Consider the following 19,477-nt stretch of genomic DNA (forward strand, 5'->3'; position numbering starts at 1 on the left):
AGGTTTGGTGGCGATAGCGAAGAGGTCACACCCGTTCCCATACCGAACACGGAAGTTAAGCTCTTCAGCGCCGATGGTAGTTGGGGGTTTCCCCCTGTGAGAGTAGGACGCCGCCAAGCTTCTATTAGGATCAGTTCCAGTCGGAACTGGTCTTTTTTGTGTTTTTGGGAGGTTTGACACCATATAAATGTGGAAATAATATTGTTAGTTGAGCGATTATCTTGAAAAATTGATCGAAAAAATTTATAGTAAGATTAAAGTCAAATATAGTCAAAGTCAATGGAGGAGGAGGCGGAGTGGCACAAAATATTTCTGATATCATCGAGCAGTATTTGAAGGAAGTCTTGGATCAGAACGGTCGAGAAATATTAGAAATTAAACGCAATGAAATTGCAGATAAATTTCAATGCGTACCTTCACAAATAAACTATGTTATCAATACACGCTTTACGAGCGAGAGAGGCTATATCGTTGAAAGTAAGCGTGGCGGCGGTGGCTATATCCGCATCATTAAAGTCAAAATGAATGATGAAGTCGACTTATTGAACAATATTATTTCCCAAATATATCATCGGTTATCACAGGCTGCATCTGATCATATCATCATGCGTCTTGTTGAAAATAACATATTATCTGAAAGAGAAGCTAAGATGATGATTAGTGTCATGGACCGTTCTGTATTGCATATTGATTTACCTGAACGTGATGAACTGCGTGCTCGGATGATGAAAGCGATGTTAAATGCTTTGAAATTAAAGTAAAGCGGGTGAAAAGATTGATTTGTCAAGAATGTAATGAGAGACCAGCCACTTTTCACTTTACGAAAGTTATAAATGGAGAAAAACAAGAAATGCACATATGTGAACAATGTGCAAAAGAAAACAGTGATTCATATGCTATGAGTGGAAACCAAGGTTTCTCGATTCACAACTTATTATCAGGCTTATTGAATATTGATCCTAGCTTCACCACAAGTGCGAACAAGGGCTCGTCTATTTTTCAAGAAGCGAAAGAAGTGGATCAATGTCCTAAGTGTGGCTTAACCTTTCAGCAGTTCAGAAAAACAGGCCGATTTGGCTGTGCAGAATGCTATCGTACATTTGATCAGTATCTGAACCCTGTTTTACGGAAAGTCCATAGTGGAAATACAGTCCATAATGGAAAAGTACCAAAACGAATTGCCGGCAGCCTGCATGTTCGCCGGAAACTTGAGTTAATGCAGCAAGAGCTGAAGCAGCTGATTGAACAGGAAGAGTTCGAAAAGGCAGCGGAAGTTCGAGATCAAATTCGTGCATTAGAGCATGAGCAATCTCAGCAGAGGGAGGGAGATTAACGTCATGTCGCTCCAGCATTTTATTCAAGACGCTCTTAGTCAGTGGATGAAACAAAAAGGACCAGAAAGTGACATTGTTCTAAGCAGTCGTATCCGGCTAGCGCGCAATCTAGAGCATGTTCGTTTCCCAACTCAGTTTTCTCAAGCTGAAGCTGAAGCTGTTCTCCAGCAATTCGAGCAAAAGTTTGCTAGCCAGGAAGTGAAGGACATTGGAAACTTTGTTCTGATTCGAATGAATGAAACGCAGCCTTTAGCAAAGAGGGTACTTGTTGAAAAGCATTTGATTAGCCCCAATTTAGCTGAATCAAGATTTGGCGGCTGTTTGCTTTCTGAAAATGAAGAAATCAGTGTGATGCTGAATGAAGAAGACCATATTCGAATCCAGTGCTTATTCCCAGGTTTTCAGCTAGCCAATGCACTAAAAGCGGCTAATCAGGTAGATGACTGGATTGAAGAGCAAGTGGATTACGCGTTTTCTGAAAAGCGAGGATACTTAACAAGTTGTCCGACCAATGTAGGTACAGGTATTAGGGCTTCGGTCATGATGCATTTACCAGCATTAGCGCTCACAAGACAAATGAATCGGATTATTCCGGCCATTAATCAATTAGGTCTTGTGGTCAGAGGAATTTATGGTGAGGGCAGCGAAGCAATAGGGAACATCTTTCAAATTTCAAATCAAATGACACTTGGTCAATCAGAAGAAGACATTGTAGATGACTTGAATAGTGTGACCGCTCAGCTCATTGAACAAGAGCGATCTGCACGAAAAGCGTTATATCAAACATCTAAAATTGAACTTGAGGACAGAGTGTACCGCTCTTTAGGGATTTTGGCCAATTGTCGTATGATTGAATCAAAGGAAACAGCGAAGTGTTTGTCAGATGTGCGGCTTGGAATTGATTTAGGTATCATTAAGGGGCTTTCAAGTAATATACTGAATGAACTCATGATTTTGACTCAGCCCGGCTTCCTTCAACAATATTCAGGAGGAGCCTTAGAGCCAAATGAACGAGATATAAAACGAGCAGCGATTATTAGAGAAAGGCTGCGCTTAGAAATGCATAGGAATGGACAGGAGGATGAAACGATATGATGTTTGGAAGATTCACTGAAAGAGCTCAAAAGGTATTAGCACTTGCACAAGAAGAAGCCATTCGCCTAGGCCATAAGAACATAGGTACTGAGCACATTTTACTTGGCCTTGTACGTGAAGGTGAGGGCATCGCTGCCAAAGCGTTAGAAGCACTGGGCCTTGTTTCAGATAAAATCCAAAAAGAAGTCGAAAGCTTGATTGGAAGAGGGCAAGAGGTGTCTCAAGCTATTCCTCATTATACGCCTAGAGCGAAGAAGGTCACTGAGCTTTCAATGGATGAAGCAAGAAAGCTAGGTCATTCCTATGTAGGGACAGAACATATTCTATTAGGTCTTATTCGTGAGGGAGAGGGTGTCGCTGCCCGTGTCTTAAATAACCTCGGAGTGAGCTTAAATAAAGCACGCCAGCAAGTCCTGCAGCTGCTTGGAAGCAATGAAACAGGTGCATCTGCAGCTGGCTCTAATAGCAATGCAAATACACCAACACTAGATAGCCTGGCAAGAGATTTAACAGCTATCGCAAAAGAGGACAGCTTGGACCCTGTCATTGGCCGAAGCAAAGAAATTCAACGTGTCATTGAGGTCCTAAGTAGAAGAACAAAAAATAACCCTGTGCTGATTGGTGAGCCTGGTGTTGGTAAAACAGCCATCGCAGAAGGTCTTGCACAGCAAATTATTCATAATGAAGTGCCTGAAATCCTGCGTGATAAACGAGTAATGACCCTGGATATGGGAACTGTTGTAGCTGGTACGAAATATCGTGGTGAATTCGAGGATCGTTTGAAAAAAGTGATGGACGAAATTCGTCAGGCAGGAAATATCATTCTCTTTATCGACGAGCTTCATACACTTATTGGTGCTGGTGGAGCAGAGGGCGCGATTGATGCGTCTAATATCTTGAAGCCATCCCTAGCACGTGGAGAGCTTCAATGTATTGGGGCGACAACGTTAGATGAGTACCGTAAATATATTGAAAAGGATGCTGCGCTTGAACGACGTTTCCAGCCAATTCAAGTAGATCAGCCGTCTGTTGATGAAAGTATTCAAATCTTAAGAGGGCTTAGAGACCGGTATGAAGCACATCACCGTGTGTCTATTACAGATGAAGCGATTGAGGCGGCGGTGAAGCTGTCTGACCGTTATATTTCTGACCGATTCCTTCCAGATAAGGCGATTGATTTAATTGATGAGGCAGGTTCGAAAGTCCGTTTACGTTCGTTCACAACACCGCCTAACCTAAAAGAATTAGAGCAAAAGCTGGATGAAGTACGCAAGGAAAAGGATGCGGCAGTTCAAAGTCAAGAATTTGAAAAAGCAGCTTCTCTTCGCGATACAGAACAGCGTTTGCGTGAAAAAGTAGAAGTTACAAAGAAATCATGGAAAGAAAAGCAGGGACAAGAGAATTCAGAGGTATCTGTAGATGATATCGCAATGGTCGTTTCCAGCTGGACGGGAGTGCCTGTTTCGAAAATTGCTCAAACGGAGACAGATAAGCTTCTGAATATGGAACAATTGCTCCACTCTCGCGTGATCGGACAGGATGAAGCGGTTGTCGCTGTAGCAAAAGCGGTGAGACGTGCGCGTGCTGGCCTGAAAGATCCGAAGCGCCCAATCGGCTCCTTTATCTTCTTAGGTCCAACAGGGGTTGGTAAAACGGAGCTTGCAAGAGCACTTGCTGAGTCTATTTTCGGTGATGAAGAAGCAATGATCCGTATTGATATGTCTGAATACATGGAGAAGCACTCTACATCCAGACTTGTTGGGTCACCTCCAGGCTATGTGGGCTATGATGAAGGTGGACAGCTGACTGAAAAAGTGAGAAGAAAACCTTATTCTGTCGTTCTTTTAGACGAGATTGAAAAGGCGCATCCAGATGTATTTAATATCTTACTGCAAGTGTTAGAAGATGGTCGTCTGACTGATTCTAAAGGGCGTACCGTTGACTTTAGAAATACGATTTTGATTATGACATCAAACGTTGGAGCTAGTGAGCTGAAGCGCAATAAATATGTTGGCTTTAACGTGCAGGATGAAAGTCAAAATTACAAGGATATGAAAGGCAAAGTGATGGGCGAGTTGAAACGTGCGTTTAGACCTGAGTTTATCAACCGTATTGATGAAATCATTGTCTTCCACTCGCTTGAGAAGAAACATCTAAAAGAGATCGTGTCTCTCATGTCTGATCAATTGACAAAACGATTAAAAGAACAAGACCTATCAATTGAATTGACGGAAGCAGCAAAAGCGAAGATTGCCGACGAAGGAGTAGATCTTGAGTACGGTGCGCGTCCGTTAAGAAGAGCGATTCAAAAGCATGTAGAAGATCGACTTTCTGAAGAGCTTCTGAAGGGGAATATTGAAAAAGGTCAACATATCGTATTAGATGTGGAAGATGGAGAGATTGTCGTAAAAGCGACGGCTGCTACGAACTAATATAGTAAGAAAAAAGTGTGAGGCATACCAGTAAGGTGTATGCCTCCCTTTACTTATTTTCTGACCAGTATAAGGAGTTGTATTCTTCAATCTATGGCTAAGACAAAATCAAAATTTATATGCCAATCGTGCGGTTATGAGTCAGCCAAATGGATGGGGAAATGTCCAGGCTGCGGCACGTGGAACAGTATGACAGAAGAGGTCGTTCGCAAAGAGCCGGCAAACCGTCGAAGTGCTTTTAATCATTCTGTTCAAACCATTCAAAAACCTTCACCTATATCTGCAATTGAAACATCCGAAGAACCCCGAATTAAAACAAATTTAGAAGAATTTAACCGAGTATTAGGAAGTGGAATTGTCAAAGGTTCTCTTGTTCTCATCGGCGGAGATCCTGGGATTGGGAAGTCCACATTATTATTACAAGTATCAGCACAGCTCTCAGACAAAAATCAGAATGTGTTATACATATCTGGTGAGGAGTCCATTAAACAAACGAAGCTAAGAGCGGACCGCCTTGGCATTGAAAGCGCCTCTTTACATGTTTTGGCTGAAACCGATATGGAGTATATAACGTCTGCTATACAGGAGATGAAACCTGCTTTTGTTGTGGTGGATTCGATTCAAACCGTTTACCAAAGCGATATCACGTCAGCTCCCGGCTCTGTATCTCAAGTTAGAGAATGTACAGCGCAGCTGATGAAGATTGCCAAGACAAATGGTATTCCTATTTTTATCGTTGGTCACGTGACCAAAGAAGGCTCGATCGCAGGTCCACGCCTTTTAGAGCATATGGTGGACACAGTTCTTTATTTTGAAGGCGAGCGTCATCATACGTTTCGTATCTTACGGGCGGTCAAAAACCGATTTGGTTCAACGAATGAATTGGGAATTTTTGAAATGAGAGAGGAAGGGCTCACGGAAGTATTAAACCCATCAGAAATCTTTCTAGAAGAGCGGTCGGCAGGTGTATCTGGTTCGTGTGTTGTTGCCTCAATGGAAGGAACAAGACCTGTACTTGTCGAGATACAGGCATTAATTTCCCCGACAAGCTTTGGGAATCCGCGAAGAATGGCCACTGGCCTTGATCATAATCGAGTATCGCTGCTCATGGCAGTTTTAGAAAAACGCGTGGGGCTGCTGCTGCAAAACCAAGATGCGTATTTAAAGGTCGCAGGCGGTGTGAAGCTTGACGAACCGGCGATTGACTTAGCTATTGCCGTCAGTATTGCATCAAGCTTTAAAGATGCAGCGCCGCATCAAGCGGATTGCTTTATAGGAGAGGTCGGTCTGACGGGAGAAGTCAGAAGAGTATCAAGAATTGAACAGCGAGTGCAGGAAGCTGCAAAACTAGGATTTAAGCGAATGTTTATTCCTCAGGCGAATATAGACGGATGGAAAAAGCCGAGAGGGATTGAGTTAGTTGGTGTAGAAAATGTAGCGGAGGCACTTCGAATTTCACTAGGGGGATCATAGAAATGGAAAAAGAGAAAAAAGGAGCGAGAGAACTCGATCTCTTAGATATTGTACAGTTTGTGGCACCAGGAACACCTCTGCGGGCAGGGATTGAAAACGTCCTGAGAGCCAATACTGGCGGGCTCATTGTTGTTGGTTATAATGACAAAGTAAAGAGTGTGGTAGATGGAGGATTTCACATTAATTCGGCCTTCTCCCCAGCACATTTATATGAATTGGCGAAGATGGACGGGGCCATTATTCTTAGCGATTCTGGTCAAAAAATCTTGTATGCGAATACACAGCTGATGCCAGATGCAACCATTCATTCATCGGAAACAGGCATGAGGCACCGGACGGCTGAACGTGTAGCAAAGCAGACAGGCTGCTTAATCATTGCCATTTCTGAACGGAGGAACGTCATTACCTTATACCAAGGGAATCGTCGTTATACGCTGAAAGATATTGGCTTTATTTTAACAAAGGCCAATCAAGCCATTCAAACACTTGAGAAATATAAAACGATTTTAGATCACGCCATTTCTGCGTTAAGCGCCCTAGAATTTGAAGAGCTTGTGACCTTTGGTGATGTATTATCCGTGCTGCACCGCTACGAAATGGTACTCAGGATCAAAAATGAAATCAATATGTATATCAAAGAGCTCGGAACAGAGGGACACTTGATCCGTCTGCAAGTCAATGAATTGATTACAGATATGGAGCAGGAAGCAGCTTTATTTATTAAAGATTACGTGAAAGAAAAGATCAAAGATCCGTATGTGCTGCTTAAACAACTTCAAGATATGTCGAGCTTTGAGCTTTTAGATGATTCCATTCTGTACAAGTTACTTGGATATCCAGCTTCTACAAATATTGACGAATATGTGTACACAAGAGGATATAGATTGCTCCATAAAATCCCTAGACTGCCAATGCCAATCGTCGAAAATGTGGTTGAAGCATTCGGTGTGCTAGATCGAATTATGGAAGCAGATGTACAAGAATTGGATGAAGTAGAAGGAATTGGAGAAGTAAGAGCGAAAAAGATAAAAAAAGGATTAAAAAGGTTACAAGAAAAACATTACATTGACCGTCAGCTTTAAGAAGAGAAATTTTTCTCTATTACGGTTAAAAATGGATGAATATGGGTATATTAATGATGGTTTTGTTTTCTGTTGCTCATGATAGGAAACTTAAACATATATTAATGTCAGATGAAGGTGGATTGACAGATGAAAAATAAAGGAGGTGAAGGTATGTTAAAAAGAATCGTTCAGGCGTTTTTTATCATTTTGGGTGCAGTTGTAGGGATTTTTATCATTCCAGAGTTATTTCTGCTTTTAAATGTAAAGGACATACCTTTCATAACAAATGCTTACTCATCAGCACTAATAGGAGCCGTTGTGTTCTTCATCATTGGTAAATGGTGCACAGGTTATGTGGTAAATTGGGTGAAATGGATCGAGGATTCTCTATTGAAGGCGCCTCTTCCTGATCTTATATCTGGAAGTTTCGGATTAGTATTTGGACTTATTCTAGCATATCTTATTGTAAACGTGATCCCGCTAAACAATATCCCATATCATATTTTTGGTACCATTATTCCGATTTTCCTGGCTTTCTTTTTAGGATACCTTGGATTTCAGGTAGGATTTAAGAAGAAGGATGAAATGATAGGGCTGTTCTCCCGATCTGCAAAGGTCACAAAGAAAAAGGGAGCAGCTGATGATGAACCTGAAATAGAAGATAAAAAGCTGAAAATTTTAGACACAAGTGTTATCATTGATGGAAGAATCGCAGATATTTGTCAAACTGGATTCTTAGAAGGCGTCATGGTCATTCCTCAATTTGTACTCGAGGAATTACAGCATATTGCAGACTCTTCAGATGTATTAAAGAGAAATAGAGGCCGAAGAGGTCTAGATATTTTAAATCGTATTCAAAAAGAATTGGATATCAAAGTTGAAATTTACGAAGGTGACTTCGAAGACATTCAAGAGGTTGATAGCAAGCTTGTGAAGCTCGCTAAATTAACTTCAGGTGTTGTTGTGACCAATGATTTTAATTTAAATAAAGTATGCGAACTTCAAAAAGTAGCAGTGTTAAACATCAATGATCTAGCCAATGCCGTTAAACCGGTTGTACTGCCTGGGGAAGAAATGAAGGTACAGGTCATCAAAGATGGAAAAGAGCATAACCAAGGTGTTGCTTACTTAGATGACGGTACGATGATTGTGGTCGAAGAAGGACGCAATTACATTGGAAAAGACATTGACGTGCTCGTCACAAGTGTGCTGCAGACTGCTGCTGGAAGAATGATTTTTGCGAAGCCAAAACTTCTGGAGAAGGCGCTCTAAAGGGAGAACGAACATGTATTATGAAGTAGTTATTCCGGCTGCGGGGCAGGGGAAACGAATGAAGGCCGGCCGTAATAAGCTTTTTATTGAGCTGAAAAGAATGCCGGTCATCATTCATACACTAAAGGTGTTTGACGCTCATGCGCAATGCAAACGCATGATCCTAGCGATCAATGAAGAGGAGCGTCAAGACTTTGAAAGGCTACTCAAGGTACACGCTTTTCAAACGCCTGTTTCACTTGTCACTGGCGGTGAAGAACGTCAGCAAAGTGTATACGAAGGATTAAAGGCTGTGAAAGATGCGGACATCGTGCTTGTTCATGATGGAGCAAGGCCTTTTATTAAGCATACACAGATTGACTTGCTCGTTAAAGCAGCGATTGAAAAAGGCTCCGCAGTTGTAGCGGTACCAGTGAAAGACACAATCAAACGCGTTCAAGAAGGCAAAGTGGAACAAACCATTGAACGTCAGAGCTTGTGGGCAGTCCAGACCCCACAAGCTTTTCGTCATTCTATTTTAAAAGAGGCGCATGAATATGCGGAGCGGACAGGCTTCTTTGGAACAGACGACGCCAGTCTTGTTGAACAATTACATGGCGAGAATGTGTATATTGTCCAAGGAGACTATACCAATATTAAGCTGACAACACCGGATGATTTATTGGTTGCCAAGGCAATTATGGATGCGGAAAGAGGGTACTAGATCATGTTGAGAATAGGACAAGGTTTTGATGTACATCAATTAACAGAGGGGAGACCTCTGATTATTGGCGGGGTCACCATCCCTTATGAAAAGGGACTGCTAGGTCATTCAGACGCTGACGTACTGCTTCACACAGTGGCAGATGCCTGCCTGGGTGCGATTGCAGAAGGAGATATCGGCAGACATTTCCCGGACACTGACCCTGAGTTTAAGGATGCAGATTCTTTTAAATTATTGCAGCATGTGTGGGCACTTGTGAAAGAAAAGGGCTACACACTTGTGAATATTGACTGCACCATCATGGCGCAAAAGCCAAAAATGGCACCTTACATTCAACCAATGTGTGAGAAAATTGCAGAAGCGCTTGAGGCAGATGTCACACAGGTGAATGTCAAAGCAACAACGACAGAGAAACTTGGATTTACAGGAAGAGGCGAAGGAATTGCCTCTCAGGCAACAGTGCTTCTTCAGAAAAAGTAAAATCCATTTTGATGAGAATGGGTTTTGATGATAAAATACGTTTATAAAAAATTGGTGTCAGACAACATGATGCAGATGAAAGGAAGTTAAACTCATGGGAAATGAAGTGCGTGTTCGTTATGCACCGAGTCCAACTGGTCATTTACATATTGGGAATGCTAGAACGGCTCTTTTCAACTATTTGTTCGCACGCAGCCAAGGCGGCAAATTTATTATTCGAATCGAGGATACGGATCAAAAGCGTAATGTAGAGGGCGGGGAGGAAAGCCAGCTTCGCCACCTGCAATGGCTCGGTATTGATTGGGATGAGAGCATTGATAAAGATGGCGGCTACGGTCCTTACAGACAATCAGAGCGTAATGATATTTATAAAAAATATTATGATGAGCTGCTAGAGAAGGACTTGGCGTATAAGTGCTATTGTACGGCAGAAGAGCTAGAGGCAGAGCGTGAAGCACAGATCGCCCGCAGCGAAATGCCTCGATATTCTGGTAAATGCAGTCATTTATCAAAAGAAGAAGAGGACAAGCTGATTGCTGAAGGAAGAGAGCCAAGCATCCGCTTCCGAGTACCAAAAGGAGAAATCATCAAATTTGACGACATGGTCAAAGGTGATATTTCATTTGAAACAGACGGCATTGGTGACTTTGTTATTGTGAAGAAAGATGGCACGCCAACTTATAACTTTGCAGTTGCCGTGGATGATCATTTGATGAAAATGACTCACGTTCTTCGCGGAGAGGATCATATTTCAAATACCCCTAAACAAATCATGATTTTTCATGCATTTGGCTGGGATGTTCCGCTATTCGGACATATGACGCTGATTGTGAACGAGAACCGCAAGAAATTAAGTAAACGTGATGAATCGATTATTCAATTCATCGAGCAATATAAGAATTTAGGCTATTTACCTGAAGCCCTGTTTAACTTCATTGCATTACTTGGATGGTCTCCAGTAGGCGAAGAAGAACTGTTTACAAAAGAGCAATTCATCGACATTTTTGATGTGAACCGACTTTCTAAGTCACCAGCTCTATTCGATATGCATAAACTAAAATGGGTGAACAACCAATACGTGAAAGCTCTTGATCTTGATCAGGTTGTGGCACTAACACTTCCACATCTTCAAAAGGCAGGCAAGGTAAGTGAGCAGCTGACTGAAGAAGAAAACACGTGGGTACGCAAGCTTATTTCTCTGTATCACGAACAATTAAGCTACGGAGCAGAAATTGTTGAGTTGACAGAGTTGTTCTTTAAGGAGCAAATTGAGTATAATCAAGAGGCAAAGGAAGTTCTAGCAGAGGAGCAAGTACCAGAAGTGATGGCATCTTTTGCAGGTCAGCTTGAACAGCTTGAGTCTTTCACACCTGATGAAATCAAGGCTGCCATTAAAGCGGTACAAAAAGAAACAGGGCATAAAGGCAAGAAACTATTCATGCCGATTCGTGTGGCTGTCACAGGACAAACGCATGGCCCAGAACTTCCGCAAAGTATTGAATTACTAGGTAAAGAAACGGTATTAAACCGCATTAAACAAATATAAAGAAATCGTTGCGAGGGAGAAGTACAATGTACTCGTCCATCACAGAAAGAGTCTCCACCGGCTGAAAGAGACTTATGGGCAGACATTGGAAATGCACCCTCAAGACCCTTGAGGAACACGTACGTTAGTATGCAAGGGCGGTACCCTCCGTTATGGGATTAAGTTGAGAAGGCTTCAAGATAAGTGGCTTTCTAAACAGAGTGGAACCGCGTTTTCAAAACGTCTCTGTCATTTGGCAGAGGCGTTTTTTATTTGTCCAAAAAAAGAGAGCAAGTCCTAAGAGAGATTCATGGGGAAGAACGGGGGGAGCATGTGTTTTTCAAAATGCTGAAAGAAGATATTGATACTGTGTTTGATCAAGATCCTGCTGCTAGAAGCTATATTGAAGTAGTGCTAACCTATTCAGGGCTTCATGCGATTTGGGCTCACCGTATTGCGCACGCATTTTATAAGCGGAAGCTGTATTTTATTGCGCGGATCATTTCTCAGGTCAGCCGCTTTTTCACAGGGGTGGAAATTCATCCGGCGGCAACCATTGGCAGGCGGTTCTTCATTGATCACGGCATGGGCGTCGTGATCGGGGAAACATGTGAAATTGGAGACAACGTCACTGTTTTCCAAGGCGTGACATTAGGGGGAACAGGGAAAGAAAAGGGAAAGCGGCATCCGACCATTTTAGACGATGCCCTCATTGCGACAGGTGCCAAGGTGCTAGGTTCCATTACAGTTGGAAAAGGAGCCAAGATTGGAGCAGGGTCAGTCGTGTTAAAGGACGTACCCGACCATTCCACCGTTGTCGGTATACCTGGGCGAGTCGTCGTTCAAAATGGAAAGAAAATCAATCGTGATCTCAATCATCAAGATTTGCCAGATCCAATTTCCGATCGTTTCAAAGAATTGGAACGAGAAATGGAAAAGCTAAAAGGTGAGCTGGCTTCATTGAGCAGAAAGGAAGAACAATCATGACAATCAATATTTATAATACATTGACACGTAAGAAGGAAGAATTTGTCCCGCTTGAGCCAGGAAAGGTCAAGATGTATGTGTGCGGACCAACCGTTTATAACTACATTCATATCGGGAATGCTAGACCTGCTATTGTTTATGACACTGTACGTAAGTATTTAGAATACAGCGGTTACGATGTGAACTTTGTATCAAACTTTACAGATGTGGATGATAAACTCATCAAAGCAGCCAACGAACTCGGAGAAGATGTGCCGACAATTGCTGACCGGTTTATCCAGGCCTACTTCGAAGACGTCAGTGCACTCGGCTGCAAAAAAGCAGACCTTCACCCGCGAGTGACGGAAAACATGGATGATATCATTGCGTTTATTGCCACATTGATTGAAAAAGGCTACGCCTATGAAGCAGATGGCGACGTGTATTACAGCACACGCTCATTTGAAGGTTATGGAAAGCTTTCTCACCAATCAATTGATGAACTGAAGACAGGTGCCCGTATTCGAGTAGGTGAAAAGAAACGAGATGCACTGGACTTTGCTCTTTGGAAGGCTGCAAAGGATCAGGAAATCTCTTGGGATAGCCCGTGGGGCGAAGGACGCCCAGGCTGGCACATTGAATGCTCGGCAATGGTCAAAAAATATTTAGGTGATACGATCGATATTCATGCTGGCGGACAGGATTTAACATTCCCTCACCATGAGAATGAAATTGCCCAATCTGAGGCTTTGACAGGGAAGCCTTTTGCGAAGTATTGGATGCATAACGGGTATATTAATATCGATAATGAAAAAATGTCAAAATCACTTGGCAACTTTGTGCTGGTGCATGACATTGTGAAAGAACAAGATCCTGATGTGCTTCGCTTCTTTATGTTGTCGGTGCACTATCGCCACCCAATTAATTACTCAATGGATTTATTAGAAAGTACAAAGAGTGCGTTTAACCGACTCAAAACATCGTATGCGAATTTACATCACCGTCTAGAGAGCAGCACAAATATCACGGAAGACAATGCTGAATGGCTGGCAAAAATTGAAGAGCAGCGTGCAACATTTATTTCCGAAATGAATGATGACTTCAATACGGCAAATGCGATCTCTGTTTTATTCGAATTAGCGAAACAGGCGAATTATTATATGGAAAATGATCATACTTCGGAGGAAGTGATCAAGGCATTTATCGGCTTGTTCCAAGAAATTACGTCTGTTCTCGGCTTCTCATTAGAAGAAAAGCACACGCTTGACGAAGAGGTAGAAGCGTTAATTGAAAAACGCAATGAAGCTAGAAGAAATCGTGACTTTGCCCTATCTGATCAAATTCGTGATCAATTAAAGAACATGAATATTGTGTTGGAGGACACTCCTCAAGGTACTCGCTGGAAAAGAGGAGAATAGGCAATGTTGAATTTTGAAAAGCTGAAAGACGGTAAACAGCTGAACGGACTTGCGCTGGCTTATATGGGTGATGCCATTTTTGAAGTATATGTGAGGCATCACCTCCTCCAAACGGGGGCGACAAAACCAAATGAGCTGCACAAACGAGCAAGCAAAATTGTTTCAGCTAAATCACAGGCTGCTATTTTATTTACGCTTCAGCAGCAAGGCTTTTTCACTGAAGCAGAAGAAGCGGTGCTGAAAAGAGGAAGAAATGCAAAATCAGGCACAGTGCCTAAAAACACAGACGTTCAAACGTATCGTTATAGTACAGCGTTTGAAGCGCTCATGGGTTATTTATTTATCGAAAAGCAGGACGAACGCTTAGAAGAGCTGATTGGTCAGGCGATTGAAATCGGAACGTCAGGGAGGAAGACAAATGAGTCAGCAACATGATTATGTCATTGGGAAAAATGCAGTGATTGAGACACTGAAGTCAGATCGGGAGTTATACAAGCTCTGGATGGCAGAAAACACTGTAAAAGGACAAGCCCAGCAGGTCATTGAACTCGCTAAAAAGCAAAATATCACCATTCAGTATGTTCCGAGGAAAAAGCTTGATCAAATGGTTACAGGTCAGCACCAGGGAATCGTTGCACAAGTAGCAGCATATGAATATGCAGAATTGGACGATCTGTATCAAATCGCTGAAAAGCGGAATGAGCAGCCTTTCTTTCTGATTTTAGATGAAATTGAAGACCCGCATAATTTAGGATCTATTATGCGTACAGCAGATGCTGTAGGTGCACATGGGATTGTCATTCCGAAAAGGAGAGCGGTCGGTCTAACAACAACAGTTGCTAAGGCATCCACTGGAGCAATTGAGCATATTCCTGTGGCAAAAGTGACCAATCTTTCAAGAGCCCTTGATGAAATGAAAGAAAGAGGAATCTGGGTTGCGGGAACAGATGCGTCTGCTAAACAGGATTACAGACAATTTGATGGCACGATGCCGCTGGCTCTTGTGATTGGCAGCGAGGGAAAAGGAATTGGCCGATTGATTAAGGAAAAGTGTGATTTTTTGATTAAACTGCCTATGGCCGGGAAGGTTACTTCGTTAAACGCATCAGTTGCCGCTGGTCTATTGATGTATGAAGTGTATCGAAAACGTTATCCGTTAGGAGAATAGAGATGGATATCCTCTTAGTCGATGGATACAACATGATAGGTGCATGGCCTCAGCTGCAGCACTTAAAGGAAAACAGCTTTGAAGAAGCCAGAGACGTGCTGATTCAACATTTAGCAGAATATCAAGCATACACAGGGTATCGAGTCATTGTCGTATTCGATGCCCATATGGTCAAAGGAATTGAAAAAAAGCGGACCAACCACCGAGTAGAGGTCATCTTTACGAGAGAGAATGAAACGGCGGATGAGCGGATTGAAAAGCTGGCGCAGGATTTGAATAATATACGAACGCAAATTCATGTGGCAACCTCAGATTTTACGGAACAATGGGCTATTTTTGGACAAGGAGCTCTTCGGAAGTCGGCTCGTGAGCTTTTAAGAGAGATTGAAGTGATAGAACGAAAGATTGAAACGAGGGTCAAAAAGATTACTTCTGATAAACCAGCATCTAAGATTGAATTGTCAGAAGATGTATTGAAAACGTTTGAAAAATGGCGGCGCGGGAATCTGGAATAGCTTGACGATATTTCAACCATTAATGTATAATATTTCTATCTAGGTGCGGTCGGGGGGATCGAAGTGAATCTAAACAACAGCAAGGGTAAGTCCATCAGAGAGCAATTTTGCCAGTTGGAAGATGAACAAGTCATTGAAAGGGTTCATGTCGGAGATAGTGATGCGCTAGATTATTTAATAACGAAATACCGCAATTTTGTACGTGCGAAAGCAAGATCTTATTTCTTGATAGGAGCGGATCGAGAGGACATTGTCCAAGAGGGAATGATCGGACTTTATAAGTCTATCCGCGATTTCAGAGAGGACAAGCTTACTTCATTTAAGGCTTTTGCAGAATTATGTATTACCCGCCAAATTATCACCGCAATTAAAACAGCTACTCGCCAAAAACATATCCCGTTAAATTCTTATGTATCATTAGACAAGCCGATCTACGATGAAGAATCGGACAGAACATTATTGGATGTCATTTCCGGTGCTAAAGCGCTTAACCCAGAAGACTTAATTATTAGCAAAGAAGAATTTGATGATATCGAAATGAAGATGGGTGAACTGCTAAGCGAGCTGGAAAGAAAGGTACTTGTGCTTTATCTTGATGGCAGATCCTATCAAGAGATTTCTGAAGATTTAAATCGTCATGTGAAATCAATTGATAACGCACTCCAAAGAGTAAAGAGAAAATTAGAGAAATATTTAGAGCTTCGCGAGATTAGTCTCTAATCAAACCTATATTGACAGCTTTTTCGACACTGTGATAAGGTACTAATGAAATGATGTCGAGAAAATAGGTGTAAATATGAGGAAAAAGATTACTCTAGCCTGTAAAGACTGCGGAAGCCGCAATTATACGACAATGAAAAGTGTTGCTTCAGCAGCTGAAAGATTAGAAGTTAAGAAATATTGCAAGACTTGTAATTCACATAAAACACATTTAGAAACGAAGTAAGATTTGCGTTCTTTAATCTGTGGAGGTCTTTTACATGCGTATTATCAGTTTCTTAAAAAGTGTCGGAAAAGAAATGAAAAAGGTCAGCTGGCCAAAGAAGAACGAAATGGTCCGCTACACAATCACTGTTATTTTAACAGTCGTATTCTTTGCCATCTTTTTCTCTTTTCTTGATATAGGAATCTCACAATTAATCGAATTAATTCATTAATACTTGAATAATGGTCTGCTGAACGTGCTATAATAGATCATAATATGACTTGCCAAAAAACCCGTTTTACGGGTTTTTTCAATTGCTTGAAAATATTTACCGTTACTCGAGATTCGTCAAATAGACATTATGAAATGTGGGGAGGGAAGGACTAAATAGTCCTGAACGAAAATGGAAAAGAATTGGTATGTTGTGCATACGTACTCTGGCTATGAAAACAAAGTAAAAGCGAATTTGGAAAAGCGTGTTGAATCAATGGGCATGCAGGATAAAATCTTCCGCGTCGTCGTACCAGAAGAAGAAGAAACGGATATTAAAAATGGTAAGAAAAAAGTCGTCAAAAAGAAAGTATTCCCTGGCTATGTCCTAGTGGAAATCGTGATGACTGACGACTCTTGGTATGTCGTTCGTAATACACCAGGTGTCACTGGATTCGTTGGATCAGCTGGATCAGGCTCAAAGCCGACTGCGCTGCTGCCAGGCGAAGCTGAAACCATTCTGAAGAGAATGGGTCTTGAAGAACGCAAAACAGAAATCGACTTTGAACTGAAAGAAACAGTTAAGGTCATCGATGGACCATTTGCTAACTTCACTGGCTCTATTGAGGAAATTGACTACGATAAAAGCAAAGTCAAAGTATTCGTTAATATGTTTGGTAGAGAAACACCTGTTGAACTTGAGTTCACGCAGATCGATAAATTGTAATTTAAAAGAGCTTGAAATGAGTGTATAGAAGTGGTAATATAGCAAAGGTACGTCTTGAGTTCACTCAAGATCGCTAGCTAGTTATTTCGTCATTCATATAAAGAATGAAGTTGTTGAGTGGGAGGGGGATTCCCCTATTACCACATCACGGACTTTAAGGAGGTGTGTCTCGTGGCTAAAAAAGTAGTTAAAGTTGTTAAATTGCAAATTCCTGCTGGAAAAGCTAACCCAGCTCCACCAGTTGGACCTGCACTAGGTCAAGCCGGTGTTAATATCATGGGATTCTGTAAGGAGTTTAACGCTCGTACAGCTGACCAAGCTGGTCTTATCATTCCTGTTGAAATTTCGGTTTTTGAAGACCGTTCATTTACATTTATTACTAAAACTCCACCTGCTGCAGTTTTACTTAAAAAAGCAGCTGGTATTGAGTCTGGTTCTGGTGAACCTAACCGTAATAAAGTGGCAACTGTTAAGCGTGATAAAGTACGCGAAATCGCGGAAACAAAAATGCCTGACTTAAACGCTGCTAGCGTTGAATCAGCTATGCGCATGGTTGAAGGTACTGCACGCAGTATGGGTATTGTCATCGAAGATTAATTTTTTGTCTTGTTGGGTTGCGAGTTTGGTTTTGACAAGTTCGCAACCCTTATTCGTGGGAGGTTATTCCGCTAAAACCACATAAGGAGGATTTTTATAATGGCTAAAAAAGGTAAAAAGTATGTAGAAGCTGCTAAGCTGATCGATCGTACTAAAGCGTATGATGTAGCTGAAGCTGTTTCTCTTACAAAAAAAGCAAATACAGCTAAATTTGATGCGACTGTAGAAGTTGCTTTTCGTTTGGGCGTAGACCCTCGTAAAAACGATCAACAAATCCGCGGTGCAGTTGTACTTCCTAACGGAACTGGTAAAACTCAACGCGTTCTTGTGTTCGCTAAAGGCGAAAAAGCAAAAGAAGCAGAAGCTGCTGGAGCAGACTACGTTGGAGATTCTGATTACATCACTAAAATCCAACAAGGCTGGTTCGAATTCGATGTAATCGTTGCGACACCTGACATGATGGGTGAAGTTGGTAAGATCGGTCGTGTACTTGGACCAAAAGGTCTTATGCCAAACCCTAAAACAGGAACTGTAACGTTCGAAGTTGAAAAAGCAATCAATGAAATCAAAGCTGGTAAAGTAGAATACCGCGTTGATAAAGCTGGTAACATCCACGCGCCAATCGGAAAGGTTTCTTTCGAGGACGAAAAGCTTGTTGAGAACTTTGCAACAATCTATGACACAATCCTTAAAGCAAAACCTGCAGCGGCTAAAGGTGTATACGTGAAAAACGTTTCTGTTACATCTACTATGGGCCCTGGCGTGAAAGTGGATCCATCTTCTTTCTCTGCAAAATAATTCTTGACTTATGACAACCATTTTGATAATATCAAAATGTTGTAAAATAGAATAATGTCCATTTATACCGTAGACAGCAGGGGCCTTATGGCTTAAATAACCCGCCGAGGTGTATATGTCACAGTCTTACGTTAACGTATGCTTGTATATACAGCCTCCATGTCTTAATGGAGGCTTTTTATATGGAGAACCGTTCGTTAGGAACGTGATGGCCTGATCGGTATAAGTGTTACACAAAGAATGTACAGGAGGTGTAACCATGAGCAATGCAATCGATACTAAAAAAGTTGTCGTTGATGAAATTACTTCTAAATTTAAAGATAGTATGTCTACTGTCATTGTAGATTACCGCGGTCTTTCTGTTTCTGAAGTGACTGAACTTCGTAAACAGCTTCGTGAAGCTGGCGTAGAATTCAAAGTTTACAAAAACACTTTGACTCGCCGTGCAGTTGAACAAGTTGAACTAACGGGTTTAAACGATTTCTTAACAGGTCCAAACGCTATCGCATTCAGTAACGAAGATGTTATCGCACCTGCGAAAATCATCAACGAATTTGCGAAAAGCCACGAAGCTTTAGAAATCAAAGCTGGTGTCATCGAAGGAAACGTAGCGACTGTAGAAGAAGTGAAGGCTCTTGCGGAACTTCCGTCTCGCGAAGGCTTACTTTCTATGTTGCTTAGCGTTCTTCAAGCTCCAGTTCGTAATCTTGCTCTTGCTACTAAAGCAGTTGCAGATCAAAAAGAAGAACAAGGCGCTTAATGCGTACTTTACGTT

22 protein-coding genes, 1 rRNA gene and 2 other annotated features are annotated in these 19,477 nt (G+C 41.8%); all 23 genes read left to right on the forward strand.

The features are described 5' to 3' along the window. The first annotated feature begins 3 nt into the window (after window positions 1-3). The 23 genes from rrf to rplJ all read left to right on the forward strand — a co-directional run bounded on the left by rrf (window position 4) and on the right by rplJ (window position 19,462). Window positions 4-119 (forward strand): 5S ribosomal RNA (gene rrf / locus MHB69_RS00565). A 177-nt stretch (window positions 120-296) separates the two neighbouring features. Next, window positions 297-761 (forward strand): CtsR family transcriptional regulator, encoded by a 465-nt coding sequence (locus MHB69_RS00570; protein ID WP_003217184.1) that lies wholly within the window; start codon window positions 297-299, stop codon window positions 759-761. 14 nt (window positions 762-775) lie between these two features. Beyond that, on the forward strand, window positions 776-1,333 hold the full coding sequence (locus MHB69_RS00575; protein ID WP_024425862.1) for a UvrB/UvrC motif-containing protein: 558 nt from the start codon (window positions 776-778) through the stop codon (window positions 1,331-1,333). Between the two features lie 4 nt (window positions 1,334-1,337). Next, on the forward strand, window positions 1,338-2,429 hold the full coding sequence (locus MHB69_RS00580) for a protein arginine kinase (RefSeq protein WP_024425579.1): 1,092 nt from the start codon (window positions 1,338-1,340) through the stop codon (window positions 2,427-2,429). Beyond that, entirely contained in the window at window positions 2,426-4,861 is a 2,436-nt protein-coding gene (gene clpC, locus MHB69_RS00585) for an ATP-dependent protease ATP-binding subunit ClpC (protein ID WP_007496263.1), read from the forward strand. Before MHB69_RS00580 ends, clpC begins: the two co-directional genes overlap by 4 nt. Window positions 4,862-4,954: 93 nt before the next feature. Next, window positions 4,955-6,334, forward strand: coding sequence for a DNA repair protein RadA (gene radA / locus MHB69_RS00590; protein WP_025092231.1), 1,380 nt, complete (start codon window positions 4,955-4,957; stop codon window positions 6,332-6,334). Between the two features lie 2 nt (window positions 6,335-6,336). After that, the gene (gene disA / locus MHB69_RS00595) at window positions 6,337-7,416 is read left to right on the forward strand and encodes a DNA integrity scanning diadenylate cyclase DisA (RefSeq protein WP_024425581.1); all 1,080 of its coding nucleotides are present in this window, start codon (window positions 6,337-6,339) and stop codon (window positions 7,414-7,416) included. Window positions 7,417-7,569: 153 nt separating this feature from the next. Further along, window positions 7,570-8,670: a PIN/TRAM domain-containing protein gene (locus tag MHB69_RS00600; protein WP_024425582.1), complete on the forward strand. Its 1,101-nt coding sequence runs from the start codon at window positions 7,570-7,572 to the stop codon at window positions 8,668-8,670. A gap of 13 nt (window positions 8,671-8,683) precedes the next feature. Further along, on the forward strand, window positions 8,684-9,373 hold the full coding sequence (ispD, locus tag MHB69_RS00605; RefSeq protein WP_034283907.1) for a 2-C-methyl-D-erythritol 4-phosphate cytidylyltransferase: 690 nt from the start codon (window positions 8,684-8,686) through the stop codon (window positions 9,371-9,373). A gap of 3 nt (window positions 9,374-9,376) precedes the next feature. After that, window positions 9,377-9,853, forward strand: coding sequence for a 2-C-methyl-D-erythritol 2,4-cyclodiphosphate synthase (gene ispF, locus MHB69_RS00610; protein ID WP_003216928.1), 477 nt, complete (start codon window positions 9,377-9,379; stop codon window positions 9,851-9,853). A 94-nt stretch (window positions 9,854-9,947) separates the two neighbouring features. Beyond that, complete coding sequence (gltX, locus tag MHB69_RS00615) at window positions 9,948-11,399, forward strand: glutamate--tRNA ligase (RefSeq protein WP_046314367.1); 1,452 nt, start codon at window positions 9,948-9,950, stop codon at window positions 11,397-11,399. Continuing rightward, window positions 11,399-11,629: a binding site (T-box leader), on the forward strand. (Overlaps the previous gene by 1 nt.) A gap of 82 nt (window positions 11,630-11,711) precedes the next feature. After that, on the forward strand, window positions 11,712-12,365 hold the full coding sequence (gene cysE / locus MHB69_RS00620; RefSeq protein WP_034283914.1) for a serine O-acetyltransferase: 654 nt from the start codon (window positions 11,712-11,714) through the stop codon (window positions 12,363-12,365). Then, a complete protein-coding gene (cysS, locus tag MHB69_RS00625) occupies window positions 12,362-13,762 on the forward strand; it encodes a cysteine--tRNA ligase (RefSeq protein ID WP_034283904.1) in 1,401 nt (466 codons plus the stop codon). Before cysE ends, cysS begins: the two co-directional genes overlap by 4 nt. 3 nt (window positions 13,763-13,765) lie before the next feature. Next, window positions 13,766-14,197, forward strand: coding sequence for a Mini-ribonuclease 3 (locus MHB69_RS00630; protein ID WP_024425587.1), 432 nt, complete (start codon window positions 13,766-13,768; stop codon window positions 14,195-14,197). Next, window positions 14,181-14,930, forward strand: a complete 750-nt coding sequence (rlmB, locus tag MHB69_RS00635; RefSeq protein WP_024425588.1) for a 23S rRNA (guanosine(2251)-2'-O)-methyltransferase RlmB — start codon at window positions 14,181-14,183, stop codon at window positions 14,928-14,930. Before MHB69_RS00630 ends, rlmB begins: the two co-directional genes overlap by 17 nt. Window positions 14,931-14,932: 2 nt before the next feature. Then, window positions 14,933-15,445, forward strand: a complete 513-nt coding sequence (rae1, locus tag MHB69_RS00640) for a ribosome-dependent mRNA decay endonuclease Rae1/YacP (RefSeq protein WP_024425589.1) — start codon at window positions 14,933-14,935, stop codon at window positions 15,443-15,445. A gap of 63 nt (window positions 15,446-15,508) precedes the next feature. After that, window positions 15,509-16,165: an RNA polymerase sporulation sigma factor SigH gene (gene sigH / locus MHB69_RS00645; RefSeq protein WP_008345424.1), complete on the forward strand. Its 657-nt coding sequence runs from the start codon at window positions 15,509-15,511 to the stop codon at window positions 16,163-16,165. A gap of 76 nt (window positions 16,166-16,241) precedes the next feature. Further along, entirely contained in the window at window positions 16,242-16,391 is a 150-nt protein-coding gene (gene rpmG / locus MHB69_RS00650) for a 50S ribosomal protein L33 (protein WP_008356502.1), read from the forward strand. Window positions 16,392-16,425: 34 nt separating this feature from the next. After that, window positions 16,426-16,602: a preprotein translocase subunit SecE gene (gene secE / locus MHB69_RS00655; RefSeq protein WP_008345422.1), complete on the forward strand. Its 177-nt coding sequence runs from the start codon at window positions 16,426-16,428 to the stop codon at window positions 16,600-16,602. 171 nt (window positions 16,603-16,773) lie between these two features. Then, window positions 16,774-17,307 (forward strand): transcription termination/antitermination protein NusG, encoded by a 534-nt coding sequence (gene nusG / locus MHB69_RS00660; protein ID WP_003217197.1) that lies wholly within the window; start codon window positions 16,774-16,776, stop codon window positions 17,305-17,307. Between the two features lie 171 nt (window positions 17,308-17,478). After that, window positions 17,479-17,904, forward strand: coding sequence for a 50S ribosomal protein L11 (gene rplK, locus MHB69_RS00665; RefSeq protein WP_003216956.1), 426 nt, complete (start codon window positions 17,479-17,481; stop codon window positions 17,902-17,904). A 99-nt stretch (window positions 17,905-18,003) separates the two neighbouring features. Then, window positions 18,004-18,702 (forward strand): 50S ribosomal protein L1, encoded by a 699-nt coding sequence (gene rplA, locus MHB69_RS00670; RefSeq protein ID WP_017359164.1) that lies wholly within the window; start codon window positions 18,004-18,006, stop codon window positions 18,700-18,702. A gap of 49 nt (window positions 18,703-18,751) precedes the next feature. Then, window positions 18,752-18,892: a sequence feature (ribosomal protein L10 leader region), on the forward strand. A 69-nt stretch (window positions 18,893-18,961) separates the two neighbouring features. Further along, on the forward strand, window positions 18,962-19,462 hold the full coding sequence (rplJ, locus tag MHB69_RS00675; RefSeq protein WP_024425590.1) for a 50S ribosomal protein L10: 501 nt from the start codon (window positions 18,962-18,964) through the stop codon (window positions 19,460-19,462). The last annotated feature ends 15 nt before the right edge of the window (window positions 19,463-19,477 follow it).

The organism is Bacillus sp. FSL K6-0994, assembly GCF_038630815.1.
GTDB classification, from domain to species: domain Bacteria; phylum Bacillota; class Bacilli; order Bacillales; family Bacillaceae; genus Bacillus; species Bacillus safensis.